This is a genomic window from Streptacidiphilus sp. ASG 303 (assembly GCF_020991365.1).
Taxonomy (GTDB): Bacteria; Actinomycetota; Actinomycetes; order Streptomycetales; family Streptomycetaceae; genus Peterkaempfera.
Window position 1 is genome coordinate 26,637 of record NZ_JAJLRA010000031.1, and the last position, 23,826, is coordinate 50,462.

Consider the following 23,826-nt stretch of genomic DNA (forward strand, 5'->3'; position numbering starts at 1 on the left):
CTTTCCGCGCCCCTTCCGTTCCCCTTCCCGGCCGCCGCCCCTTTCGTCCGCTTTCCGGCCCCGCCGGCCGGCGCCCCCGGCGGCGCGGGACCCGCCCCGTCGCGCCCCCGGCGCGCCCCCAACTCCCCTGCTCCGCCCGGCGGAGGGCCCGGAAGACTAACGCCGCCTTAAGGCCCGCGGGGGGAGAACCCCGAAGTCCCAGGTGGATGAGGCGTGTGAATTTCGACACGCAACCGGGAATTGCGTGGACACGTCTCCGTCGGGCATGGTGTGGGTTCTGTCAGGCCCCGCGTACGGCGTGACAAGCCGCCTCCGGGCGGCGGCGTCGCCACTTCACGGTGACGGTGTGTGCGAACAACTGAAGACCGGTGAAGCCGTACGCCGCCCGAGATCCACGTCCCGTCCCACCGGGGCGGCGGGCCAGCGCCTCCCGTGACCGGCACCGGTGGAGGCCAGCGACAGGGGCTAGGTCGCGTCCGCACGGTCACGCGCGGTCGATGCTGGAAGGAAACCATGTGACTCGGATCTCGGTCCGGGGAGTCGCCGTGGCCTCCGCCACCGCCGTCACCGCAGTCGGTGCCGTCGTGGGCGTTGCGTCGGGCAGCGAGGGCAAGACCACGCAGACGGTCGATGTCGCCGGCGCCACCCTGCTCGCGGACATCCCCTCCGGCGCCCAGGCGCAGACCATCAGCGACAACATCGGCCGACAGGCCGACGCACAGGCCAGCGCCGCCGACGCCGCCGCCAAGAAGGCCGCCGAGGAGGCGGCCCGCAAGCGCGTCGCCGAGGTCGCCAAGGCCAAGGCGGAGGCCGAGCGGAAGGCCAAGGCCGCCGCCGAGGCGGAGGCCAAGCGCAAGGCCGAGGCCGCCAGCCGCGCCAAGGCGCGCGCGCTCCTCGCCGCGCCCGTCGTCGACGTGTCCCCCGGATCGGTCCAGGCGCTGGCCCGCTCCATCATCGGCAACGACACGCAGTTCCAGTGCTTCTCGAACATCGTGGAGCGCGAGAGCGGCTGGAACTACCAGGCCACCAACGCCGGCTCCGGCGCCTACGGCCTCGTCCAGGCGCTGCCCGGCTCCAAGATGGCCTCGGCCGGCGCGGACTGGCGCACCAACCCCGCCACCCAGATCAAGTGGGGCCTGAACTACATGAACTCCCGGTACGGCAGCCCCTGCGGCGCCTGGAGCTTCTGGCAGGCGCACAACTGGTACTGAGCCGGCCGGCACCGGGCGACCGGTTCCGGGAGGGGCCCACCCGTCCCGGCACCGCGCCCTGCGCGCCCCGGCCCCGTGCAGCACGGCGGGCGGACGCCCCCGACCCTCCCGGGTCGGGGGCGTCCCCGTCCGTACGGCCGCCGCCGGGGCTGCCGGAAGGGGTCGCCCCGCCGGCGGACCGCCCGGGCGGGGTGTGTGCGGCCCGCCCGCACCGGCTCCCGTTCCCGGGCCCGGTGCGCCGGAAACCGCCGTGATCGCCGCCTTTGACCCGGAATCATCTCCGACTCCCCGGACCCTCCCGCGTCCTGCACGAATTGGACACCCGGACAGCGGGTACGGTCGAGCACACATCCGGCGTGCGCGCCGGGACTCACCGCAGGCCGCAGCCCGGCCGCGCAGAGCCAGGGGAGAGGGACGGTGTCGCCAGTGTCGCGGGCCGACAGACGCAGCGTGGTGGCGTGGGGGAGGTCCGCCGCGGCCCGGCTGGAGGAGCGCCGCCGCGAGGCCGAGCGGAGGGACCCGTACGGGGACGAGCCGTCGCCCGCCGGACCGGCGCAGGCCGCCCCCGCCGGACCCCCCGCCTACGAGCGGGACCTCCACCCGGGCCGGGCGGCCACCCCGGCGGAGGCGGTGCCCTGGGGGGTCCGGGTCGCCGCCGAGGGCGCCTGGCGGCTGCTGCTGCTGGGCGCGGCGCTGTACGTCGTCTTCCGGGTGGTCACCACCCTGCGGCTGGTGGCGCTCGCGTTCATCGCCGCGATCCTCATCACGGCCCTCCTGCAGCCCACCGTCGCCTGGCTGCGCCGGCAGGGGCTGCCGAAGTCGCTGGCCGCGGCGGGCACCTTCCTCAGCGGACTGGTGGGCATCGGGCTGGTCGGCTGGTTCGTTGTGTGGCAGGTGTCCACCAACCTGGGGTCGGTCACCAGCCGCGTCCAGGAGGGCGTCGACAAGCTGCGCGGCTGGCTGGTCAAGGGGCCGCTGCACCTGACGGACAAGCAGATCGGCGACTTCGCCAAGCAGATCTCGAAGGCGATAGGGACCAACTCCGAGGCCATCACCTCGGCCGGCTTCACCGGCGTCACCATCGCGGTGGAGGTGCTGACCGGCGTCGTACTGGCGGCCTTCTGCACCTTCTTCCTGCTCTACGACGGCGAGCGGATCTGGCAGTGGACGCTGCGCGGCCTGCCCCGCCACTCCCGGTACGCCATGGCCGGGGCGGGCCCGCGGGCGTGGGCGACGCTCACCAGCTACGTGCGGGGCACCGTGCTGGTGGCCTTCATCGACTCGGTCTGCATCGGCATCGGCCTGGCGTTCCTGCACGTCCCGCTCGCCGTGCCGCTCGCGGTGATCATCTTCCTGGGGGCGTTCGTCCCCCTGGTCGGTGCGCTGGTCACCGGCACCATCGCCGTGCTGATCGCGATCGTCACCCAGGGCGTCTTCACGGCCGTGATGGTGCTGGTGGTGCTGGTGCTGGTCCAGCAGATCGAGGGGCACCTGCTCCAGCCGCTGATCCTCGGCCGGGCCGTGCGGGTCCACCCGCTGGCCGTGGTGCTGGCGGTCGCGGCCGGGTCCATCCTCGCCGGCATCGGCGGGGCGGTCGTCGCGGTGCCGCTGGTGGCGGTCACCAACACCGTGGTCGGGTACCTGCGCCGCCGCAACGCGGCGGGGAACGAGGTCTTCACGGCTCTGGAGGCGGCCAAGGAGGAGCACGCCCTGGAGGCGGCCAAGGAGGACCGCACCCGCGAGGCGGCCGGGCCGGACGCCGCCGCGGAGGCCGCCGCCCCGCCGCTGCCGGACGCCGCGGTGCCCGCGCCGCCGGAGCGGCCCCTGGCGGCGGACGGCGGGAGCGCGCCGGTCGGGGACTCCTGAGCACCTCCGGGCCCCCGGCTGCCTCCGGGACCCCGCAACGCCGAGAGCCGAAGGCCGCCCCGGGCAGGAGCCCGGGGCGGCCTTCGGCGTGCTGTCACGCGGGGGTGCCGCGCGGGGGTGCCGTCACACGGAGGCGAGGACGCCCTCGGCGTCCAGGGTGGTGGCGACCGCGGCGACGACCGCCGCGATCCTCGTCGCCTCCTGGACGGTCTCGCGGGGCACGCCCGCCTTGCGGAGCACCTGCTCGTGCGAGTCCAGGCACATGCCGCACCCGTTGATCGCGGAGACGGCGAACGACCACAGCTCGAAGTCGACCTTGTCCACGCCCGGGTTGCCGATGACGTTCATCCGCAGGCCGGCCCGCATCGACCCGTACTCCTTGTCGGAGAGCAGGTGCAGCGTCCGGTAGTAGACGTTGTTCATCGCCATGATCGCGGCGGCGGACTTGGCGGCGGTGTACGCCTGCTCCGACAGGTGCTCGCGGGCCTGCGGCTCCAGCTCGGCCAGCACGCGCGCGCTGCGCGAGGCGATCGCGCAGGCCAGCACGGTGCCCCAGAGCTGCTGCTCGGGCAGGTCGGAGTTGCCGACGACCGAGCCCAGGTTGAGCCTGAGGTCCTTGGCGTAGTCGGGGAGGGCGGCCTTCAGCTCGTCAAGGGCCATGGTCACTCACCCGCGAGGAGCGCGACGGGGTCCAGGGTGGTCTCGCCCTTGTTCCAGTTGCAGGGGCACAGCTCGTCGGTCTGCAGGGCGTCGAGCACCCGCAGGACCTCCTTGGGGTTCCGGCCGACGGAGCCGGCGGTGACCATGGTGAACTGGATCTCGTTGTTCGGGTCCACGATGAAGACGGCGCGCTGGGCGTAGCCGTCCTCGCCCTCGACGCCGCAGGCCCGCATCAGCTCGTGCTTGGGGTCGGCCAGCATCGGGAAGGGAAGGTCGCGCAGGTCGGGGTGGTCCTTGCGCCAGGCGTGGTGCACGAACTCGGAGTCGCCGGAGACGCCGAGGACCTGGGCGTCGCGGTCCGCGAACTCCTCGTTGAGCTTGCCGAAGGCGGCGATCTCGGTCGGGCAGACGAAGGTGAAGTCCTTGGGCCAGAAGAAGACGACCCGCCACTTGCCCTCGTAGGTCTTCTGGTCGATCTGCGCGAACGCCTTCTCCGGGTCGAGGTCGACGCAGGCGGTCAGGTCGTACTCGGGGAACTTGTCACCGATGGTGAGCACGTTCGCTCCTCCTTGAGATCATCGAGGGTGTTCCGTCCCGGTTGCGTATGGTTCCGCACCGCAGGGACGTGATCCACACTGGCATGCGACCCTTTGATCCGTGAAATAGCTAGAATCGAGACTTCTGATCGGAGGTCGTTATCAGTAGTCGCAAGACCCCGTCGGTCGCCCAGCTCCGCGCCTTCGCGGCGGTCGCCGACCACCTGCACTTCCGCGACGCCGCCGCGGCCATCGGCACCAGCCAGCCCGCGCTCTCCGGAGCCGTCGCCGCCCTGGAGGAGGCGCTGGACGCCCAGCTCGTCGAGCGGACCACCCGCAGGGTCCTCATCACCCCGCTGGGCGAGCGCGTCGCCGACCACGCGCGCCGGGTGCTCGCCTCCCTGCACGCTCTCACGGAGGAGGTCGATGCCGCACGCCGCCCCTTCACCGGACCGCTCCACCTCGGCGTCATCCCCACGATCGCCCCCTACCTGCTGCCCGCCGTGCTCCGCCTCGTCCGCCGCGGCTACCCGGACCTGGAACTGCACGTCCACGAGGAGCGCACCTCCTCGCTGCTGGAGGGCCTCGGCAGCGGCCGGCTCGACCTGCTGCTGCTCGCGCTGCCCGCCGGGGGCACGCTGCCGGTCCGCGAGATCCCCCTCTTCGACGAGGACTTCGTGCTCGTCGTCCCGCCCGGCCACCCGCTGGCGGGCCGCACCGACGTGCCGCGCGACGTGCTGCCCGACCTCGACGTGCTGCTGCTGGAGGAGGGCCACTGCCTGCGCGACCAGGCCCTGGACATCTGCCGCGACGTCGGCGCCGACCCGGCCGCCGCCACCACCCGCGCCGCCGGGCTCTCCACCCTCGTCCAGCTCGTCGCCGGCGGACTCGGCGTCACCCTGCTGCCCGCCACCGCCCTCGACGTGGAGGCCGGGCGGGGCGGCGGGCTCGCCGCCGTCCGCTTCGCCGACCCGGCCCCCGGGCGCCGCGTCGGCCTGGCCTTCCGGGCCGGCTCCGCCCGGTCCGCCGAGTACGAGCGCTTCGCGGCCTCGCTGCGGCAGGCGCTGCGGCCGCTGCCCGTCCGCATCGTCGACTGACCCGGGCCGCGCGCCGTACGGCCGACCGTGCCGCCGGCCGTACGGGCCCGCCGCGCCGCCGCCTGCCGCCCGCGCCGCCGTCAGCGGCCGGCCGGCGCCGCCTCGTCCGCAGCCCGCGGCGCGGAGTGCGCCACCAGCCGCGAGCCGCCGCGCCCGCCGCGGTCCGCGGCCCAGGAGACGACCGCGAGCAGCGCGCCCACCCCCGCCAGGGCGGCCCCCACCAGAGTCGGCGAGGTCCAGCCGAACCCGGCGGACAGCGCCGCCCCGCCCAGCCAGGCGCCCTGCGCGTTGGCCAGGTTGAACGCGCCCTGCACGGTGGCCGAGGCCAGCGTCGGGGCGTGCCGCGCCTTCTCCATCACCAGCGTCTGCACCGTCGGCACGATGGCGAAGCCGAAGAGGCCCACCAGCACCACGGTGACCGCCGCCGACCACTGCGCGTGCGCCGTGGCCGCGAACGCCGCCAGGGTGAGCGACAGCAGGACGAACGCCGCGCAGACCCCGGGCCGCAGCGCCCGGTCGGCGACCCAGCCGCCCACCGCGTTGCCGATCGTCATGCCGACGCCGAACAGGGCCAGCACCAGCGTCATCGACCCCGGCGCGAAGCCCGCCACCTCCGTCATCAGCGGCGCGATGTAGCTGTAGCAGGCGAAGAAGCCGCCGCAGCCGAACACCACCGTCGCCAGCGCCAGCCACAGCTGGCCGCTGCGGAACGCCGACAGCTCCCGCCGCAGTCCGGCGTGCTCGTGGGAGGGCAGCGCGGGCACCAGCCGGGCGATGGCGGCGGTGCCCAGGGCCCCGGTCGCGACGACGACGAGCATCGTGGCCCGCCAGCCCAGGTGCTGCCCGAGGAGGGTCGCGGCGGGCACGCCCACGATGTTGGCCACCGTGAGCCCGGCGAACATCACAGACACCGCGCGGGCCCGCAGGTGGGGTGCGGCCAGCTCCGCCGCCGCCACCGCGCCCGCGCCGAAGAACGCGCCGTGCGGCAGGCCGGTGACGAACCGTGCCCCGGCCAGGAACCAGAAGCCGGGCGCGACGGCGCACAGCAGGTTGCCCGCCGTGAACAGGCCGGCCAGGCCGACCAGGACGGCCTTGCGGGGCAGCCGGGCCGCGGCGGCGGTGAGCAGCGGGGCGCCGACGACGACGCCGACCGCGTACGCGGAGATGAGCCAGCCCGCCCGGGGCACGGACACCCCCAGGTCGCCGGCGACCTGCGGCAGCAGGCCCATCGCGGCGAACTCGGTGGTGCCGATGGCGAAGGCGGTGACGGCCAGGGCGACGAGCGCCAGGGGCATGGGGGATCGCTCCCGTGGGTCGGGGTGCGGGCAGGGCGGACCGGGCCGTTCCGGGGAGGGGCGGGCCGGGCGGCGGGCCGTCGCCGTTGACGCCTCGCCCGTCCAGCGAACCACACGACGGCGGCCGCTGTTCCCCGCGTGGGGGAGCAGCGGCCGCGGACGGCGCCCTCCGGCCGGGTCCGGCGGGGCCCGCCGGACCCGGCCGGGCCGGTCAGGCCCTGCCGATGCCGGTGGCGATCCGGTCGCCGAGGTCCTTGTCGATGCTGCGCCAGTACTGCACGGCGCGGGTCAGGACCGGGTCGGAGACGCCGTCGGAGAGGTGGCCGGTGACGTTGGACACCAGCCGGTCGCGGGCGGCGTCGTCGAGGACCTCGCGGACCAGGGTCCCGGCCTGGCCGAAGTCGTCGTCCTCGCGGTGCAGCGGGTACGCCTCGCGCACCATCCGCCCGGCGACGTCCCAGCCGACGGGCTCGCCGAAGCGGCCCGGGTCGGCGGCCGGTCCGCCGTAGGAGTTGGGCGCGTACACCGCGGCGGTGTCCGCGGGCTCGTACCGCATCGGCCCGTCCTTGGAGTAGGAGTGCACGGGGGAGTGCGGGCGGTTCGGCGGCAGCTGCGCGTAGTTGGGGCCGATCCGGTACCGGTGGGTGTCGGCGTAGGAGAAGATCCGGCCGAGCAGCATTTTGTCCGGGGAGACGCTGATGCCGGGCACCAGGTTGGACGGCTCGAAGGCGGCCTGCTCGATGTGGACGTGGTAGTCGTCCGGGTTGCGGTTGAGGGTCATCCGGCCGACCTCGATCAGCGGGTAGTCGCCGTGCGGCCACACCTTGGTCAGGTCGAAGGGGTTGAACCGGTAGTCCCACGCCTCGTCGAACGGCATGACCTGGACGTACATCGTCCACGACGGGTGCTCGCCGCGGCGGATGGAGTCGAACAGGTCGCGGCGGTGCGCGTCGGCGTCCTCGCCGGCCATCGCGTCGCCCTCGTCCTGGGTGAGGAAGGCGATGCCCTGGTCGGTCTTGAAGTGGTACTTCACCCAGAACCGCTCGCCGCCCGCGTTGATCCACATGTAGGTGTGCGAGCTGTAGCCGTTCATGTTCCGCCAGGTGCGCGGGATGCCGCGGTCGCCCATCAGCCAGGCCACCTGGTGCGCGGACTCCGGCGAGAGGGTCCAGAAGTCCCACTGCATGTCGTGGTCGCGCAGCCCGGAGTCCGGCCGGCGCTTCTGCGACCGGATGAAGTCCTGGAACTTCATGGGGTCGCGCACGAAGAAGACCGGCGTGTTGTTGCCGACCATGTCGTAGTTGCCGTGCTCGGTGTAGAACTTCAGCGCGAAGCCGCGCGGGTCGCGCCAGGTGTCGGGGGAGCCCAGCTCGCCGGCCACGGTGGAGAACCGGGCGAGCATGTCGGTCCGCCTCCCCGGCTGGAAGAGGTCCGCCCGGGTGAACCGGCTGACGTCCTGGGTGACCTCGAAGACGCCGTAGGCGCCGCCGCCCTTGGCGTGCACCACGCGCTCGGGCACCCGTTCCCGGTTGAACTGGGCCATCTTCTCGATCAGGTAGTGGTCGTGCAGCAGGATCGGGCCGAGGGCGCCCGCGGTGAGCGAGTCGGAGTCGCTCTCGACCGGGATGCCGGTGTTGCCGGTGGTGTACGGGACGGTGGAGTCGGACATGAGGGGACCTTCCGGAGTTGGTTCTTCCGGTTCGCTCGTGACGCGTTCCTCAGCCGCACGCGGCTGGGACGCCGACGGCCGGGGCCCGCAACCCGGCCCCGGGCCGGTCCTCCTCCGCCTGCCCGGTCAGGGCCGGGTCATCCGCAGCACGTCCAGCGCCTCGTCCAGCTGCTCCTCGGTGAGCAGTCCCCGCGCGACGTACCCGCGCTCCAGCACCACCTCCCGGATGGTCCTCCGCTCGGCGAGCGCCTGCTTGGCGACCTTGGCCGCCTCCTCGTAGCCGATCCAGCGGTTGAGCGGGGTGACGACCGAGGGCGACGACTCGGCGTACTCCCGCAGCCGCTCCGCGTTCGCCGTGATGCCGTCGACCGCCCGGTCGGCCAGCAGGCGGGCGGCGCTCGCCAGCAGCCGCACCGACTCCAGCACGTTGCGGGCGATCACCGGCAGCATCACGTTGAGCTCGAAGCTGCCGGAGGCGCCGGCGAAGGCCACCGCCGCGTCGTTGCCCACCACCTGCGCGGCGACCATCGCGACGGCCTCCGGGACCACCGGGTTGACCTTGCCCGGCATGATCGAGGAGCCGGGCTGCAGGTCGGGGAGGTTGATCTCGGCCAGGCCGGTGCGCGGGCCCGAGCCCATCCACCGCAGGTCGTTGGCGATCTTCGTGAAGCCGACCGCGACCGTCCGCAGCTGCCCGCTCAGCTCCACCAGGCCGTCCCGGGCGCCCTGGGCCTCGAAGTGGTTCCGGGCCTCCGTCAGCGGCAGGCCCGTCTCCCGGGCCACCTCCGCGATCACCGCGGCGGCGAAGCCGGGCGGGGTGTTGATCCCGGTGCCCACCGCCGTACCGCCCAGCGGCAGCTCGGCCACCCGGGGCAGCGTCGCCCGCAGCCGCTCCACCCCGTACCGGACCTGCGCCGCGTACCCGCCGAACTCCTGGCCGAGGGTGACGGGGGTGGCGTCCATCAGGTGGGTGCGGCCCGCCTTCACCACCCCGGCGAACTCCTCCGCCTTGCGCTCCAGCGCCGCCGCCAGGTGCTCCAGGGCGGGCACCAGGCCGCCGGTGACGGCCGCGGTGGCGGCGATGTGGATGGAGGAGGGGAAGACGTCGTTGGAGGACTGGCTCGCGTTGACGTCGTCGTTGGGGTGGACCGGCCGGCCCAGGCGCTCGGCCGCCAGCGTCGCGATCACCTCGTTGGCGTTCATGTTCGAGGAGGTGCCGGAGCCGGTCTGGAAGACGTCCACGGGGAAGTGGTCGTCCCAGCGGCCCTCCGCGACCTCGGCCGCCGCCTCGCGGACCGCCTCCGCGGTGTCCTTCTCCAGGACGCCGAGCTCCGCGTTGACCTTCGCCGCCGCCGCCTTGATCCTCGCCAGCGCCTCGATGTGCGCCCGCTCCAGCCGCTGCCCGGAGACGGGGAAGTTCTCCACCGCGCGCTGGGTCTGCGCCCGCCACCTCGCCTCCGCGGGCACCCGCACCTCGCCCATGGAGTCGTGCTCGGTGCGGTACCCGTCCGTGCTGCCGGTCATCGTCTCGGCCTCCCTCTCCAGGTTCCCCTCGTCGCAGCGCCGGTTGACGGCGTCCTTGTTCCCCTGTCCCGCAGCAGCGGGAGGATGCGCAGCTCAGCGGCGTGCGGGGTCCGTCCGTCATATCTAAGGACCCCCGAATGCCGCACATGCCGGGGGCGGCGGGGCGTCGTTGGGGAGGCGTGACCTCTCCGCACACCCTCCCCGGACCGCCCCCCGACCCGGGTCCGCCCGATCCCGGTCCTCCCGATCCGGCCGGGCCCGAGCCGCGCGGCGAGAGCTGCTCCCGGCTCGGCGAGTGGCTCTTCGTGCCGCCCCCCGCCGACGACCGGGACGGCGCCGCCGCCTTCCTGGAGCGCGGCGGCGAGCAGGTGCGGCTGGAGCACAGCGCCCGGCTCGTCGCCGACTTCGCACGGCTGATCCGGCAGATCGAGTCCGACTTCACCCGCAGGTCCGGCGCACGCGCTGCCCGGGCCGGCGGGTGACGCGGACCGCACGAGGGGAGCGGGCACGCCATGTACGACACCAGGGAGACGTACCTCCCCTACCGGGACCCGGGCGCCGAGGAGTACGCCGACGGCCAGTACGCCGACGGCCAGTACACCGACGGACAGTACGACGTCGGGCAGTACGCCGCCGGGCCGCACGTCACCGTCCACCCGCAGGCCGGCTGGTACGCCGACGGGCCGCCGGCCGACCCGGCGACCTCCTACCGCCCCCTCGCGGACCTGCTCGACGCCGCGCAGGACCCCGCGGCAGGGCTCCTGCCGCCGCTCGCGACCGACGACGAGGACACCGTCCCGTCCCCGGTCGCCTACGACCTGCCCCGGCGCCGCCGCCCGGTCCCGCACCGGCGCCGCCGGCCCCTGCCCGCCACCTGGTCGCAGCTGACCAGCTCGGCGTTCGGGGTGCTGACCACCTGCACGGTCACGGCGGTCTCCCTGCTGGGCTGGGCCTTCGCCTACGCGCCGCTGCAGCGGCTGGCCGCGGCCCACGTCGGCAGCGGACTGGCCGGCCTCTGGCCGGTGATCATCTACGGGCCGTGGTTCGTGGCCTCGCTCTCCATCCTGCGCGCGGCCCTGGAGCGGCGCCGGATCGCCCACTCGTGGGTGGTGCTGGGCGTCTTCTCCGGCATGGCGGCGGTCCTGTGCGTGGCGTCGGCGGCGGCCACCCCCGCGGACGTGGTCGTGGCGGGCCTGCCGCCGGTCACGGCGGTGGTCTCCTTCCACCAGCTCGTCCGGCAGATGACGGCGACCCGGCGCGGGCGGCACGGCCCGGTCCCGCCGCCCGCGGCTCCGCGCCCCAAGGGCGCCCGCCGCTGAGCACGCGCGGGGGCCCGCGCCGGAACCGTCCGGCGCGGGCCCCCTGCGGGCGCGTCAGCTCCCCGGGCGCACCGGGATGGAGCCGATGAAGGTCTCGGACGGGGCGAGCGAGGTGAAGAAGTCGTTGCCCTTGTCGTCGACCACGACGAACGCCGGGAAGTCCTCGACCTCGATCCGCCAGACCGCCTCCATGCCGAGTTCGGCGTACTCCAGCACCTCGACCTTGCGGATGCAGTCCTGGGCGAGGCGGGCGGCCGGGCCGCCGATGGAGCCCAGGTAGAAGCCGCCGTGCTTGGCGCAGGCGTCGGTGACCTGCTGCGAGCGGTTGCCCTTCGCGAGCATCACGAAGGAGCCGCCGGCGGCCTGGAACTGCTCCACGTAGGAGTCCATCCGCCCGGCCGTGGTGGGGCCGAAGGAGCCGGAGGCGAAGCCCTCGGGGGTCTTGGCCGGGCCCGCGTAGTACACCGGGTGGTCCTGGAGGTACTGCGGCATGCCCTCGCCCGCGTCCAGCCGCTCCTTGATCTTGGCGTGGGCGATGTCGCGCGCCACGACCAGGGTGCCGGTGAGCGACAGGCGGGTCTTCACGGGGTACTTCGACAGCTCGGCGCGGATCTCGTCCATCGGCCGGTTCAGGTCGATGCGGACGACCTCGTCGTCCAGCTCGTCCTCGGTGGTGTCGGGCAGGTACCGCGCCGGGTCGGTCTCCAGCTGCTCCAGGAAGACGCCCTCGGCGGTGATCTTCCCGAGCGCCTGGCGGTCGGCGGAGCAGGAGACCGCGATGGCGACCGGGCAGGAGGCGCCGTGGCGCGGCAGCCGCACCACCCGCACGTCGTGGCAGAAGTACTTGCCGCCGAACTGCGCGCCGATCCCGATCCGCTGGGTCAGCTCGTGGACCTTCTTCTCCAGCTCCAGGTCGCGGAAGCCGTGGCCGGTCGGCGAGCCCTCGGTGGGCAGCTCGTCCAGGTAGTGCGCGGAGGCGTACTTGGCGGTCTTCAGCGCGAACTCGGCGCTGGTGCCGCCGACCACGATCGCCAGGTGGTACGGCGGGCAGGCGGCGGTGCCCAGCGAGCGGATCTTCTCCTCCAGGAAGGAGAGCATCCGCTTCTCGTTGAGGACGGCCTTGGTCTCCTGGTAGAGGAACGACTTGTTGGCGCTGCCGCCGCCCTTGGCCATGAAGAGGAACTTGTAGGCGTCGCTGTCGGTCGCGTACAGCTCGATCTGGGCTGGCAGGTTGGAGCCGGTGTTGCGCTCGTCCCACATGGTCAGCGGGGCCATCTGCGAGTAGCGCAGGTTGAGCTTCGTGTACGCGTCGAAGACGCCGCGCGAGACGGCCTCCTCGTCGCGGCCGGCGGTGAGGACGTTCTGGCCGCGCTTGCCCATGACGATGGCGGTGCCGGTGTCCTGGCACATGGGGAGGACGCCCGCGGCGGCGATGTTGGCGTTCTTCAGCAGGTCCAGCGCCACGAAGCGGTCGTTGGGGCTGGACTCCGGGTCGTCCAGGATGCGCCGCAGCTGCGCCAGGTGGGCCGGGCGCAGGTAGTGCGAGATGTCGTGCATCGCCTCGGCGGTGAGCCGGCGCAGCGCCTCGGGCTCGACCTGGAGGAAGCGGCGGCCGCCCGCCTCGAAGGTGGAGACGCCCTCGGTGGTGATCAGGCGGTACGGGGTGGGGTCGGCACCCAGCGGGAGAAGGTCGGAGTAGGCGAACTCTGGCATGGCGGCCATCGGCGGGTGGTCCTCACTGACTGCGGTCTGTCCGCTGACTGCGGTGCTGGGTCGACGTCGACGAAGCGCCTTCCAGGTTAGAGGGCCGCCCGCGGCCGGACCGGGCCAGGTGGCCCCGCGTGACCGGGCTCACCCGGAGCCGCCCGATCTGCTGTTCGGCGGGGGTCCTGCTGACTAGCCTGGGGCCGTGGAGAACTCGCCTGCCCAGGACCCCGCGGCCCCGGACCCGGCCGCCCAGGCCCAGGCCGCCCCGGACCTGCTCGCCCAGCGCACCGCGCCGCCGGTGCCGATGACCAAGCCCGTCGCCGAACCCGACCTGCGCGCCTCCGACGCCGACCGCGAGCGCGTCGCCGACGTCCTCCGGGACGCCTTCGCCGAGGGCCGGATCGACGCGGACGAGCACGCCGAGCGCATCGAGGCCGCGTACGCGGCGAAGACGCTGCGCGAGCTGGAACCGCTGACCCTCGACCTCCCGGCGCACCGCCCCGGCGCGGCGCCGCGCCCGGCCGCCGCGCCCGCCGGCCCGCCGCCGCCCCCCGCCCGCTCCTACGCGCCGAACGCGGTGGCGGTCTTCGGCGGGGCCGTCCGCAAGGGCCGCTGGCGGGTGGGCCCGCACATCAGGGCGGTCGCGGTCTTCGGCGGGGTGGAGATCGACCTGACCGACGCCGTCTTCGAGTCGCCCGAGGTGGTCATCGACGTCACCGCGGTCTTCGGCGGGGTCGAGATCAGGGTGCCGGACAACGTCTCGCTGCACGGCGGCGGGGCCGGGGTCTTCGGCGGCTTCGACGTCCGCGAGCAGACCGCGGAGGACCCGTACGCGCCGGTGGTGCGGGTGCGCGGCGCCGCGGTCTTCGGCGGGGTCGAGGCCCGGGCGAAGCGGGGGAAGCAGCTCAAGGAGTGGGTGCGCAAGCAGCTCGGCTCCTGACGGGGGCCCCGGCACCGGTCCCGGACCGCAGCCCCCGGCCCCTGGCCTCGGCCCCCGGCCCCCGGCCCTCGGCCCCGGACCGCGGGCCGGATCCGGGGCGGGGTGCCGGAGCGGTGTGCCGGGGGGCGGGACGTGCGGGGGAGGGGCGTGCGGGAGGCGCGCCCCGGCGCATGTGCCACATGCACACGCCTCGTCACGCCGGGCCCGCCTCCTTGACTTTTGGTGGAAAGAGTTGGGCGGCAACTGCGTGTGGTGTGCATGAATCGGCGTACCGCCGGGTAGTTCCTCCTCCACATCGTCTGTTGTGCGGCTGTGGGTTCCGCAGGGTCTGTGAGTCGGCCGAGGGTAGCTGCGGAACGTGATCGTCCGGTCGCACACTGGCACGAGCCCCCGCCGAGCCGTCGTCAGGAGTACCCCGTGCTGCACCCGATCGAGTCCACGAAGAGCGCCACCGACCAGAGCGTTCCGGGGCAGTTCAGCCCCAGCCAGAGCGGACAGCAGAGCGGGCAGCACGCGGACGACACCCCCTGGCACTCCGGAGCCGCCTGCCGCCGGGACGAGGCCGGGCTCTTCTTCGCGCCCTCCAAGGAGCCCACCGCCGCCCGGCTGGCCCGGGAGGAGGCGGCCAAGCGGGTCTGCGCCCGCTGCCCCGTCCTGCTGGAGTGCCGCGAGCACGCGCTCGCCCAGCCGGAGCCGTACGGCGTGTGGGGCGGCCTGACCGCCGCCGAGCGCCGGGTCGTGCTCGCCCGGCGCAGGCGCCGCGAGGTCGAGCTCCGCGCCGACGTCCAGCGCGCCTCGCGCGGGCGCATCGCGGCCGCCGGGTGACGCCCGGGGGCGGCCCGGAGGCGGAGAGACAGGACGCGCCGGGCGTGCGCCCGGCCCGGCACCCGGCCGGCGCTCAGTTGGCGCGGTCGAAGTCCACGGAGCTGTAGGCCCGCAGCTTGGACAGCTTGTGGGTGGAGTGGATCTCGCGGATGGTGCCGCTCTTGGAGCGCATCACCAGCGAGCTGGTGGTGGCCGTCTCGGAGCGGTAGCGCACCCCGCGCAGCAGCTCGCCGTCGGTGATGCCGGTGGCGACGAAGAAGACGTTCTCGCCGCTGACCAGGTCGTCGGTGCTCAGCACCCGGTCCAGGTCGTGCCCGGCGTCCAGCGCCTTCTGCCGCTCCTGCTCGTCCTTGGGCCACAGCCGGCCCTGGATGACGCCGCCCATGCACTTCATGGCGCACGCGGCGATGATGCCCTCGGGGGTGCCGCCGACGCCCAGCAGCAGGTCCACGCCGGTGCTCTCGCGGGCCGCCATGATGGCGCCGGCGACGTCGCCGTCCGAGATGAACTTGATCCGCGCGCCCGCCTCGCGGACCTCCTTGGCCAGGCCCTCGTGGCGCGGGCGGTCCAGGATGACCACGGTGATGTTCTCCACCGCGGTGCCCTTCGCCTTGGCGACCCGGCGGATGTTGACCGCCGCCGGAGCGGTGATGTCGACGAACTCGGCCGCCTCGGGGCCCGTCACCAGCTTGTCCATGTAGAAGACCGCGCTGGGGTCGAACATCGTGCCGCGGTCGGCCACCGCCAGCACCGAGACCGCGTTGTTCATGCCCTTGGCGGTGAGGGTGGTGCCGTCGACCGGGTCGACCGCCACGTCGCACTCCGCGCCGGTCCCGTCGCCGACCCGCTCGCCGTTGTACAGCATGGGGGCCTCGTCCTTCTCCCCCTCCCCGATGACGACGACGCCGTTCATCGAGACGGTGTGGACGAGGGCGCGCATGGCCTTCACGGCCGCGCCGTCGGCCCCGTTCTTGTCCCCGCGGCCGACCCAGCGGCCCGCCGCCATCGCGGCGGCCTCCGTGACGCGGACGAGCTCCAGGGCCAGGTTGCGGTCGGGGGCCTCGGGGGCCACCTCCAGCTGCGCCGGAAGGTTGTGGTTCGTGTGGGCGGTCATCAGCGGTACCTCTCTGTACGCGACGGCCGGAATGAGGGTGGGCCGATCGTATCCGTGCCGCGCGAGGCCTGTCTGTGGCGCAGCACCCGTCGTGGGCTGCACCGATGCCGGTAGCCTGCCCGGACCGCGGCGGCGCACCCCGGTTGCGGGGAAGCGGCCCGGTATGGGTCACCATGGGGGCGTGGCGAGTGATGCGAAGGCGAAGAGGGGCCGGCAGACGGTGCGGGACATGGTCCTGTCCCTGCTGGCGGTCGGAGCGGTGGCCGCGGTGGTGTACGTGTTCATCCCGCACTCGGGCGGGGAGCCGGTGAGGACGGTGTCGTACGGCACCGAGCTGGCGACGGCCCGCCGGGCCGCCCCCTACCCCGTCCTGGCCCCGCAGGGCCTGCCCGCGCAGTGGCGGGCCACCTCGGTGCGGTACAGCGCCGACGACGGCGGGCACGCCACCTGGCACCTGGGCTTCATCACCCCCTCCGGCCGCTACGCCGCGGTCGAGCAGAGCGACGACTCGGCGGGGTCCGTGGTCCGCGCCCAGGTCCAGGGCGCGCGGCCGGACGGCACCGCCCCGGTCGCCGGCCGGCCGTGGGCCCGCTACCAGGGGACCCGGTACCGCGCCCTGGTCGTGGACGGGAAGGGCGGCACCACCGCCGTCACCGGCACCGCGACCTACCAGGAGCTGGCCCGGCTCGCGCAGTCGCTGCGCTGACCCCGCCCGGCCCGGCCCGGCCCCGCGCCCGCCGCGCCGCCGGCCCCGGACGCGTCGGAGGCCCCACCGGTCCCGGTAGGGCCTCCCGTGCGCCGCGGTGCCGCGGCGTGGTGCGTCGGACCGTCAGACGGTGGTGACGACCTCGTCGTACTCCAGGCGCGGCAGACGGGGGCGCCAGGAGTTCTCGGCCGCACGGCCGATGTTGACCACGGCGAGGACGCCGTGGTTCCCCTCGGGGAAGAACTCCTTGGTGATCCCCTCGGCCTCGAAGCCGGTCATCGGGCCGGCGGCCAGGCCGGCGGCGCGCACGCCCAGGATGAAGTAGCCGACCTGGAGGGCCGCGTTGAAGGCGCCGGCCCGCTCGCGGACCGGGCGCTCGCTGAAGAGCAGGTCCTTGGCCTGCGGCATCACCGGGAAGAGCCGCGGCAGTTCCTCGTGGAACTCGTGGTCGGTGGCGAGGACCGCGACCAGCGGCGCCTTGGAGGTCTTCTCCTTGTTGCCGTCCCACATGTGGGCGACCAGCCTCTCGCGGGCCTCGGCCGAACGGACCAGGAGGACGCGCAGCGGCTGCTTGTTGTAGGCCGTCGGCGCGTACTTGACCAGGTCGTAGATCGCGCGCACCTGCTCGTCGGTCACCGGCTCGTCGGTGAAGGCGCCGACCGTGTGGGCCTCGCGGAAGAGCAGGTCCTGCGCGGCGGGGTCCAGGGCCAGGATGTCGTTGGCGGCGGTCGTCATCGGGGAATCCACCTCGTGGGCTCGTCGGCGGGCGGCCGGGTTGCCGCCCGTCCGCCACAACATAGGTGAACATTCAACCATTCCCGCCGTGCATGACGTGCGCCGCTCCGCGGTGCGCGGGTCCGGTTGCGCGGCGGCCCCTGTCCGTCGGCCCCGCCGGTCACTCCTCCGGGCCGGACCCCCCGCCGTCGGCGGCCAGGGCCGCGTCCAGCCGCTCCCGGGCCCCGTCCAGCCACCGCCGGCACACCCCGGCCAGCTGCTCGCCCCGCTCCCAGAGCGCCAGCGACTCCTCCAGCGTGGTGCCGCCCGTCTCCAGCCGCCGCACCACGTCCAGCAGCGCGTCGCGCGCCTGCTCGTAGCCCAGCGTGCCGTCCGCGCCGCCCTGCGGGGTCTCCTTCTTCGCCATGGCTGCCAGCGTAGGGGGCGCCGCCCACACGGGCCGCCCGCCCGGCCGCAGGAACGGCGGACCGCCGGCGGCCCGGCGGCCCGGCGGAGCGGTGGAGCGGTTGGCGGGGGCCCGGTCCGCCGACTACCGTCCGGCCATGCCCGACGCCCGCCCTGCCGGTCCCGCCCGGCCCGACGCCCGCCCTGCCGCGCCGGGCGTCCGCGCCGCCCGCCCCGGTGACGCGCCCGAACTGGCCCGGCTGCGCCTGCTGATGTTCCAGGCCATGGCCGGCGACAGCAGCCGGGTCCGGTCCGGCCCGTGGCAGGACGCCACGGAGGCCCTGCTCCGCCGGGAGCTCGCCGACCCCGGCAGCCGCTTCGCCGCCTTCGTCACCGACGACCCCGACCGGCCCGGCCGCCTGGCCTCCTGCGCCGTGGGAACCCTGGAACCGCGCCTGCCCGCCCCCGCCCACCCCGGGGGCCTCTTCGGCTTCGTCTTCAACGTCTGCACCGACCCGGCGCAGCGCGGCCGGGGCCACGCCCGGGCCTGTACCGAGGCACTGCTCGCCTGGTTCGACGCGCGCGGCGCCACCCGCGTCGACCTGCACGCCACGCCCGGCGCCGAGGCGCTCTACCGCGGCCTGGGCTTCACCGACCACCCCGTCGCGCTCTCCCGCACCGTGCCCGCCGGCGGCTGAGTCCCGGCTCAGTCCCGGCCGTCCCCCGCGTCGGTGCCGGACGCGCTGCCGGACCCCGTACCGGCGCCGGACGCACCGGCCCCGGAGACCGTCACCGTGAAGCCGCCCTCGGCGACCCGGGCGCGCAGCTCCTCGCCCGCCGAGACCTCCGCGGCGGCGCGGACCACGGCGCCGTCCGCCCGCTGCAGCACCGCGTAGCCGCGCCGCAGGGTCGCGGCGGGGGAGAGGGCCACCACCCGGGCCAGGGTGTGCTCCAGCTCGGAGGACGCCCGGTCGAGCCGGTGGTCCAGGCTGCGGCGGGAGCGGTCCAGCAGCGCCGCGACCTCGGCCTCGCGCTCCTCCACCATGCGCAGCGGCGCCGCCAGCACCGGCCGGCTGACGGTCGCGGCCAGGCCCGCCTCCTCCCGCTCGACCCGGGAGCGGACGGCCTGCCGGGCCCGGTCGCGCAGCTGGCCGATCCGGGCCAGCTCCTCGCCGACGTCCGGCACCACCCGCTTGGCCGCGTCGGTGGGGGTGGAGGCGCGCAGGTCGGCGACGAAGTCCAGCAGCGGCTGGTCCGGCTCGTGGCCGATGGCGCTGACCACGGGGGTGCGCGCCGCCGCCACCGTGCGGACCAGCTGCTCGTCGGAGAAGGGCAGCAGGTCCTCGACGCTGCCGCCGCCCCGGGCCACGATGATCACGTCCACCTCCGGGTGCTCGTCGAGCTCCCGCACCGCCGCCACGACCTGGGCGACCGCCGACGCCCCCTGCACGGCGACGTTCCGCACCTCGAAGCGGACCGCCGGCCAGCGCAGCCGGGCGTTCTCCAGCACGTCGCGCTCGGCCGCCGACGCCCGCCCGGTGACCAGGCCGACGCAGCCCGGCAGGAACGGCAGCGGCCGCTTGCGGTCGGCCGCGAAGAGCCCCTCCCCGGCCAGCCGCCGCTTCAGCTGCTCCAGCCGCGCCAGCAGCTCGCCCAGCCCCACCGGGCGGATCTCCGCCGCCCGCAGCGACAGGGTGCCGCGCCCCGCGTACCACTCGGGCTTGGCGTGCACGACGACCCGCGCGCCCTCGGCCACCACGTCGGCGACCGGGTCGAACACCCCGCGGAAGCAGGTCACCGTCATGGAGACGTCCTCCGACGGGTCCCGCAGCGTCAGGAAGACCATCCCGGCGCCGGGCCGCCGGCTCAGCTGCGTGATCTGGCCCTCCACCCACACGGCGCCCAGCCGGTCGATCCAGCCGCCGATCATCGCGGAGACCTTGCCGACCGGGATCGGCGCTTCCGGGGAGGTGTCGAGGCCCATGCACCGAGACTAGCGGCGGGCCCCGACACGGGGACCCGGCGGCGGGACCCGGCGGCGGGACCCGGCGGCGGGCGGCGCCGCCGACCGGCCCTCTACGATGGGGCCATGCCTGCAACCGCCCAGCGCCGCGTCCTGCTCGCCGCCCCCCGCGGCTACTGCGCCGGCGTCGACCGTGCCGTCATCGCCGTGGAGAAGGCCCTGGAGCAGTACGGGGCGCCCATCTACGTCCGCAAGCAGATCGTGCACAACAAGTACGTCGTGCAGACCCTGGAGAAGAAGGGCGCCGTCTTCGTCGAGGAGACGGAGGAGGTGCCCGAGGGCTCGATCGTCGTCTTCTCCGCCCACGGCGTCGCGCCGTCCGTGCACGACGAGGCGGAGCGGGGGAGGCTCGCCACCATCGACGCCACCTGCCCCCTGGTGACCAAGGTCCACAAGGAGGCCGTGCGCTTCGCCGACGAGGACTACGACATCCTCCTCATCGGCCACGAGGGCCACGAGGAGGTCGTCGGCACCATGGGCGAGGCCCCCGACCGCATCCACCTGGTGGACGGTCCGGAGGACGTGGCGGAGGTCCGGGTCCGCGACGAGTCCAAGGTCGTCTGGCTCTCCCAGACCACCCTCTCGGTGGACGAGACCATGGCCACCGTCGGCCGGCTCAAGGAGCGCTTCCCCGCCCTGGTCAGCCCGCCCAGTGACGACATCTGCTACGCCACCCAGAACCGCCAGGTCGTCGTGAAGCAGATCGCCCCCGAGACCGACCTGCTGATCGTGGTCGGCTCGCGGAACTCCTCCAACTCGGTCCGCCTGGTCGAGGTCGGCCTGGAGTACGGCGCCCGCGCCGCCCACCTGGTCGACTTCGCCGACGAGATCGACGAGGCCTGGCTGGAGGGCGTCGCCACCGTCGGCGTCACCAGCGGCGCCTCCGTGCCGGAGGTGCTCGTCCAGGGCGTGCTGGAGTGGCTCGCCGCCCGCGGCTACGAGGACGTGCAGACCGTGCGCTCGGTCGAGGAGCACCTGCAGTTCTCGCTCCCCAAGGAGCTCCGCCGCGACCTGCGCGCCGAGGCCGCGGGCAGGACGGCCGGACCGGCGTAGCCGCGGCGCACGGCAGGGCAGGACTCCGCCGCCCCGCTCCGGGTATCAGACCGGGAGCGGGGCGGCGCAGCGCCCCCCGCGCCGGGCGGCCGGCGGACACGGCGGGCGAGGAGCTCCATGGGCGAGGAACCCCACGGGCGGGGAACCGGGCGAGGAACGAGGACGGACGTGAAGGCATTCGGCGTGGACATCGGGGGCTCCGGCATCAAGGGCGCCCCCGTCGACCTGGTGCGCGGGGACCTGGCGGAGGAGCGGCACAAGGTCCTCACCCCGCACCCTGCCGCCCCGGCGGCCGTGGTGGACACCGTCTGCGAGGTCGTCGAGCACTTCGGGCACCGGGGCCCGGTCGGGATCACCTTCCCCGGCGTGGTCGTCGACGGCCACACGCTCACCGCCGCCAACGTCGACGAGGGCTGGGTCGGCCTGGACGCGACGGACCACTTCGAGCAGGCCCTCGGCCTGCCGGTCGCCCTGCTCAACGACGCCGACGCCGCCGGGGTGGCCGAGATGGCGTTCGGCGCCGGACGCGACCGCGGCGGCGTGGTCATCACGCTGACCTTCGGCACCGGCATCGGCAGCGCCCTGTTCGTGGACGGCGTGCTCGTCCCCAACACCGAGCTGGGGCACCTGGAGCTGGACGGCCACGAGGCCGAGAAGCGCGCCTCCTCGGCGGCCCGCGAGAAGCACGACCTGAGCTGGCCCAAGTGGGCCGAGCGGGTCGACGCCTACCTGGCCCACGTGGAGATGCTCTTCTCCCCGCAGCTGGTCATCATCGGCGGCGGCGTCAGCCGCAAGGCCGACAAGTTCCTGCCGCACCTGAAGCGGCGGCGGGCCGAGATCGTGCCGGCGCAGCTCCAGAACAACGCGGGCATCGTGGGCGCGGCGATGGCCGCCGCCAAGCTCGGCTGACGCCGCCGCGGACCGCCGCGGCGGCTGTGCCCGCCGGGGCGGTCCTGCCCGCCCGTACCGGCCCGCGCCCGGCGCCCGCGCCCGCCCGCGACGCCTCCTGCGGCAACCCGCGGGTCAGCGCCCGCGGGACCGCCGCAGCGCCACCCAGCGGGCCGCGGTGATGGCGGCGGCCAGCCCGGTGCCGGCGAACAGCCACCCGGCCCGGGTCGCCAGCCCGGCCGCCAGCCCCACCACGTGACCGCCGACGCCCCGGCCCGAGGTGTGCCCGGTCGCCAGCAGCGCCAGCGCGAAGGCGATCGGGCCGCTGATCGGCGCGGCCGCCAGGTCCGCCGGACGCACGCGCACCGCCACCTGGAAGCAGACCGCGACGTACACCAGGCCGAAGAGCACCCCGGGCCCGCCCAGCAGCGCCCGGTCCGCGACCGCCCCGGCCGCGGTCGCCGCCACGGTCGCCACCCCCGTGCCGACCGCGGTCAGCCGCCTGCTGGGCGCGGCCGCGCCGCGGCCGGCGACCGCGCCCTCGGGCCGCCGCCGGGCCCGTGGCAGCCGCAGCCGCCCCCGGCCCGCCGGGTCGGACGGGGCCGCGGGCCCGGGCACGGTGGGGCGGGGTCCGCCCTCGTCGGACGCCCGGCCGCGGGGCCGGGGCGGCTGGGTACGCGTACGCTGCTGCTCCACGCCTCCAACGTACGGTCACATGAACGCCACTCTCCGCCACGGACACGCGGCGCCGCCCCCCGTCACCCGAACGCCTGGCGTGGCGTGCGGGCCGGCAGCCTGCTGCGACGCGGCCCGGACGGCGCGGCCGGCGGGCGGTCCGCGGCGGCGGGCCGGTGCCGCCGCCCGCCGTCCGAGGGGCGGTCCCGGGCCCGGCGCCGACCCGTAGACTTGTGGATCGGCCCTCTCCCGGGCCGCCCCCCGCCCCTCCTCCACGGGAAGTCGCCACGTGTCGCTCACGATCGGAATCGTCGGCCTGCCGAACGTTGGCAAGTCGACCCTGTTCAACGCCCTGACCAAGAACGACGTGCTGGCGGCCAACTACCCGTTCGCCACCATCGAGCCCAACGTGGGCGTGGTCGGCGTCCCCGACCCGCGGCTGGACACGCTGGCGGAGATCTTCGGCTCGGCCCGCAAGCTCCCGGCGACCGTCGACTTCGTGGACATCGCGGGCATCGTCCGCGGCGCCTCCGAGGGCCAGGGCCTCGGCAACAAGTTCCTCGCGAACATCCGCGAGTCGGACGCCATCTGCCAGGTCATCCGGGCCTTCGACGACCCCGACGTGGTGCACGTCGAGGGCAAGGTCTCGCCCAAGGACGACATCGAGACCATCAACACCGAGCTGATCCTCGCCGACCTCCAGACCATCGAGAAGGCGCTGCCCCGGCTGCAGAAGGAGGCCCGCCTCAAGAAGGAGACGGCTGCCGTCGTCGCCGCCGTCGAGCAGGCCCAGAAGGTCCTGGAGGCGGGCGACACCGTCTTCCACGCCGGCCTGGACCCCGAGCCGCTGCGCGAGCTGCACCTGCTCACCGCCAAGCCCTTCCTCTACGTCTTCAACGTGGACGAGGAGGAGCTGTCGGACGAGGACTTCAAGGACGCCCAGCGGGCGCTGGTCGCCCCCGCCGAGGCCATCTTCCTCAACGCCAAGATCGAGTCCGAGCTGATCGAGCTGGACGACGAGGAGGCCCTGGAGCTGCTCCAGTCCATGGGCCAGGAGGAGCCCGGCCTCGCCACCCTCGCCCGGGTCGGCTTCGACACCCTGGGCCTGCAGACCTACCTCACCGCCGGGCCCAAGGAGGCCCGCGCCTGGACGATCCGCAAGGGCGCCACCGCGCCCGAGGCGGCCGGTGTCATCCACACCGACTTCCAGAAGGGCTTCATCAAGGCCGAGATCGTCTCCTACGCCGACCTGGTCGAGTGCGGCTCCGTCCCCGAGGCCCGCGCCAAGGGCAAGGCCCGCATGGAGGGCAAGGACTACGTCATGCAGGACGGCGACGTGGTGGAGTTCCGCTTCAACGTCTGACGCGTTCGGCAGGAAGGCCGTCCGACCCGCGGCGGAGCGGGCCGGGCGGCCTTTCCGCACGCGGGCGGGCCGCCCGGCGGCCGGTACCGGAACCGGGTGCGGCCGGCCGGGGCCGGAACGATGCCTGCCCGTCCGGCTCCGGTGCCGGGCCTGGGACGAGCCTCTTCGGCGGGTCGGCCGCCCCTCCTGGGCCTCCGTGGGTGGAAGCCCATCGGATCCGCCCCCTGCCGGCGGGC

General features: G+C 74.7%; 23 protein-coding genes. 12 read left to right on the forward strand and 11 right to left on the reverse strand.

Going from position 1 to position 23,826, the window contains the following annotated elements; translation table 11 throughout:
* The first annotated feature begins 515 nt into the window (after positions 1 to 515).
* Positions 516 to 1,211 (forward strand): transglycosylase SLT domain-containing protein, encoded by a 696-nt coding sequence (locus LO771_RS26160; protein WP_230747077.1) that lies wholly within the window; start codon positions 516 to 518, stop codon positions 1,209 to 1,211.
* 426 nt (positions 1,212 to 1,637) lie between these two features.
* Positions 1,638 to 3,077, forward strand: coding sequence for an AI-2E family transporter (locus tag LO771_RS26165; protein ID WP_230747130.1), 1,440 nt, complete (start codon positions 1,638 to 1,640; stop codon positions 3,075 to 3,077).
* A 123-nt stretch (positions 3,078 to 3,200) separates the two neighbouring features.
* Here the strand turns inward: LO771_RS26165 and LO771_RS26170 are convergent, their stop codons facing one another.
* Positions 3,201 to 3,737 carry an alkyl hydroperoxide reductase gene (locus tag LO771_RS26170; RefSeq protein ID WP_230747078.1) on the reverse strand — a complete coding sequence of 179 codons (537 nt, stop codon included), beginning with the start codon at positions 3,735 to 3,737 and terminating at the stop codon, positions 3,201 to 3,203.
* 2 nt (positions 3,738 to 3,739) lie between these two features.
* Positions 3,740 to 4,294 carry a peroxiredoxin gene (locus LO771_RS26175; RefSeq protein WP_230747079.1) on the reverse strand — a complete coding sequence of 185 codons (555 nt, stop codon included), beginning with the start codon at positions 4,292 to 4,294 and terminating at the stop codon, positions 3,740 to 3,742.
* Positions 4,295 to 4,434: 140 nt separating this feature from the next.
* On the opposite strand from LO771_RS26175, the gene LO771_RS26180 reads away from it, so the two are divergent.
* Positions 4,435 to 5,370 carry a LysR substrate-binding domain-containing protein gene (locus LO771_RS26180; protein ID WP_230747131.1) on the forward strand — a complete coding sequence of 312 codons (936 nt, stop codon included), beginning with the start codon at positions 4,435 to 4,437 and terminating at the stop codon, positions 5,368 to 5,370.
* 80 nt (positions 5,371 to 5,450) lie between these two features.
* Here the strand turns inward: LO771_RS26180 and LO771_RS26185 are convergent, their stop codons facing one another.
* The 3 genes from LO771_RS26185 to LO771_RS26195 form a co-directional block, all read right to left on the reverse strand.
* Positions 5,451 to 6,665 (reverse strand): MFS transporter, encoded by a 1,215-nt coding sequence (locus LO771_RS26185; RefSeq protein WP_230747080.1) that lies wholly within the window; start codon positions 6,663 to 6,665, stop codon positions 5,451 to 5,453.
* Between the two features lie 211 nt (positions 6,666 to 6,876).
* Positions 6,877 to 8,334: a catalase gene (locus LO771_RS26190; protein ID WP_230747081.1), complete on the reverse strand. Its 1,458-nt coding sequence runs from the start codon at positions 8,332 to 8,334 to the stop codon at positions 6,877 to 6,879.
* A 126-nt stretch (positions 8,335 to 8,460) separates the two neighbouring features.
* Positions 8,461 to 9,858: an aspartate ammonia-lyase gene (locus LO771_RS26195; protein WP_230747083.1), complete on the reverse strand. Its 1,398-nt coding sequence runs from the start codon at positions 9,856 to 9,858 to the stop codon at positions 8,461 to 8,463.
* A 179-nt stretch (positions 9,859 to 10,037) separates the two neighbouring features.
* On the opposite strand from LO771_RS26195, the gene LO771_RS26200 reads away from it, so the two are divergent.
* Together LO771_RS26200 and LO771_RS26205 are read left to right on the forward strand one after the other, a co-directional pair.
* Complete coding sequence (locus LO771_RS26200; protein WP_230747085.1) at positions 10,038 to 10,340, forward strand: hypothetical protein; 303 nt, start codon at positions 10,038 to 10,040, stop codon at positions 10,338 to 10,340.
* Between the two features lie 30 nt (positions 10,341 to 10,370).
* Positions 10,371 to 11,177 (forward strand): DUF2637 domain-containing protein, encoded by an 807-nt coding sequence (locus tag LO771_RS26205; protein ID WP_230747086.1) that lies wholly within the window; start codon positions 10,371 to 10,373, stop codon positions 11,175 to 11,177.
* Positions 11,178 to 11,231: 54 nt separating this feature from the next.
* Here the strand turns inward: LO771_RS26205 and LO771_RS26210 are convergent, their stop codons facing one another.
* A complete protein-coding gene (locus LO771_RS26210; RefSeq protein WP_230747133.1) occupies positions 11,232 to 12,890 on the reverse strand; it encodes a fumarate hydratase in 1,659 nt (552 codons plus the stop codon).
* A gap of 196 nt (positions 12,891 to 13,086) precedes the next feature.
* Here LO771_RS26210 and LO771_RS26215 point away from each other — a divergent pair, with 196 nt between their 5' ends.
* A complete protein-coding gene (locus tag LO771_RS26215) occupies positions 13,087 to 13,824 on the forward strand; it encodes a DUF1707 domain-containing protein (RefSeq protein WP_230747088.1) in 738 nt (245 codons plus the stop codon).
* 417 nt (positions 13,825 to 14,241) lie between these two features.
* Positions 14,242 to 14,649, forward strand: a complete 408-nt coding sequence (locus LO771_RS26220) for a WhiB family transcriptional regulator (protein ID WP_230747091.1) — start codon at positions 14,242 to 14,244, stop codon at positions 14,647 to 14,649.
* 73 nt (positions 14,650 to 14,722) lie between these two features.
* Here the strand turns inward: LO771_RS26220 and glpX are convergent, their stop codons facing one another.
* Positions 14,723 to 15,763: a class II fructose-bisphosphatase gene (gene glpX / locus LO771_RS26225; RefSeq protein ID WP_230747099.1), complete on the reverse strand. Its 1,041-nt coding sequence runs from the start codon at positions 15,761 to 15,763 to the stop codon at positions 14,723 to 14,725.
* Between the two features lie 181 nt (positions 15,764 to 15,944).
* Here glpX and LO771_RS26230 point away from each other — a divergent pair, with 181 nt between their 5' ends.
* Positions 15,945 to 16,469, forward strand: coding sequence for a DUF4245 domain-containing protein (locus LO771_RS26230; protein WP_308189007.1), 525 nt, complete (start codon positions 15,945 to 15,947; stop codon positions 16,467 to 16,469).
* A 123-nt stretch (positions 16,470 to 16,592) separates the two neighbouring features.
* Here LO771_RS26230 and LO771_RS26235 read toward each other — a convergent pair whose 3' ends face one another.
* Both LO771_RS26235 and LO771_RS26240 read right to left on the reverse strand, forming a co-directional pair.
* Positions 16,593 to 17,204, reverse strand: coding sequence for a malonic semialdehyde reductase (locus LO771_RS26235; RefSeq protein ID WP_230747101.1), 612 nt, complete (start codon positions 17,202 to 17,204; stop codon positions 16,593 to 16,595).
* A gap of 160 nt (positions 17,205 to 17,364) precedes the next feature.
* Positions 17,365 to 17,610: an exodeoxyribonuclease VII small subunit gene (locus LO771_RS26240; protein ID WP_230747102.1), complete on the reverse strand. Its 246-nt coding sequence runs from the start codon at positions 17,608 to 17,610 to the stop codon at positions 17,365 to 17,367.
* 136 nt (positions 17,611 to 17,746) lie between these two features.
* On the opposite strand from LO771_RS26240, the gene LO771_RS26245 reads away from it, so the two are divergent.
* On the forward strand, positions 17,747 to 18,286 hold the full coding sequence (locus LO771_RS26245) for a GNAT family N-acetyltransferase (protein WP_230747104.1): 540 nt from the start codon (positions 17,747 to 17,749) through the stop codon (positions 18,284 to 18,286).
* A gap of 8 nt (positions 18,287 to 18,294) precedes the next feature.
* On the opposite strand, the gene xseA is transcribed toward LO771_RS26245, so the two are convergent.
* Entirely contained in the window at positions 18,295 to 19,572 is a 1,278-nt protein-coding gene (xseA, locus tag LO771_RS26250; protein ID WP_230747105.1) for an exodeoxyribonuclease VII large subunit, read from the reverse strand.
* Positions 19,573 to 19,677: 105 nt separating this feature from the next.
* On the opposite strand from xseA, the gene LO771_RS26255 reads away from it, so the two are divergent.
* Positions 19,678 to 20,664 (forward strand): 4-hydroxy-3-methylbut-2-enyl diphosphate reductase, encoded by a 987-nt coding sequence (locus LO771_RS26255; protein ID WP_230747106.1) that lies wholly within the window; start codon positions 19,678 to 19,680, stop codon positions 20,662 to 20,664.
* A 168-nt stretch (positions 20,665 to 20,832) separates the two neighbouring features.
* Positions 20,833 to 21,573: a polyphosphate--glucose phosphotransferase gene (ppgK, locus tag LO771_RS26260; RefSeq protein WP_230747107.1), complete on the forward strand. Its 741-nt coding sequence runs from the start codon at positions 20,833 to 20,835 to the stop codon at positions 21,571 to 21,573.
* Positions 21,574 to 21,687: 114 nt separating this feature from the next.
* Here the strand turns inward: ppgK and LO771_RS26265 are convergent, their stop codons facing one another.
* On the reverse strand, positions 21,688 to 22,248 hold the full coding sequence (locus LO771_RS26265; protein ID WP_230747109.1) for a DUF6542 domain-containing protein: 561 nt from the start codon (positions 22,246 to 22,248) through the stop codon (positions 21,688 to 21,690).
* A gap of 268 nt (positions 22,249 to 22,516) precedes the next feature.
* On the opposite strand from LO771_RS26265, the gene ychF reads away from it, so the two are divergent.
* Positions 22,517 to 23,590 carry a redox-regulated ATPase YchF gene (ychF, locus tag LO771_RS26270; RefSeq protein WP_230747114.1) on the forward strand — a complete coding sequence of 358 codons (1,074 nt, stop codon included), beginning with the start codon at positions 22,517 to 22,519 and terminating at the stop codon, positions 23,588 to 23,590.
* The last annotated feature ends 236 nt before the right edge of the window (positions 23,591 to 23,826 follow it).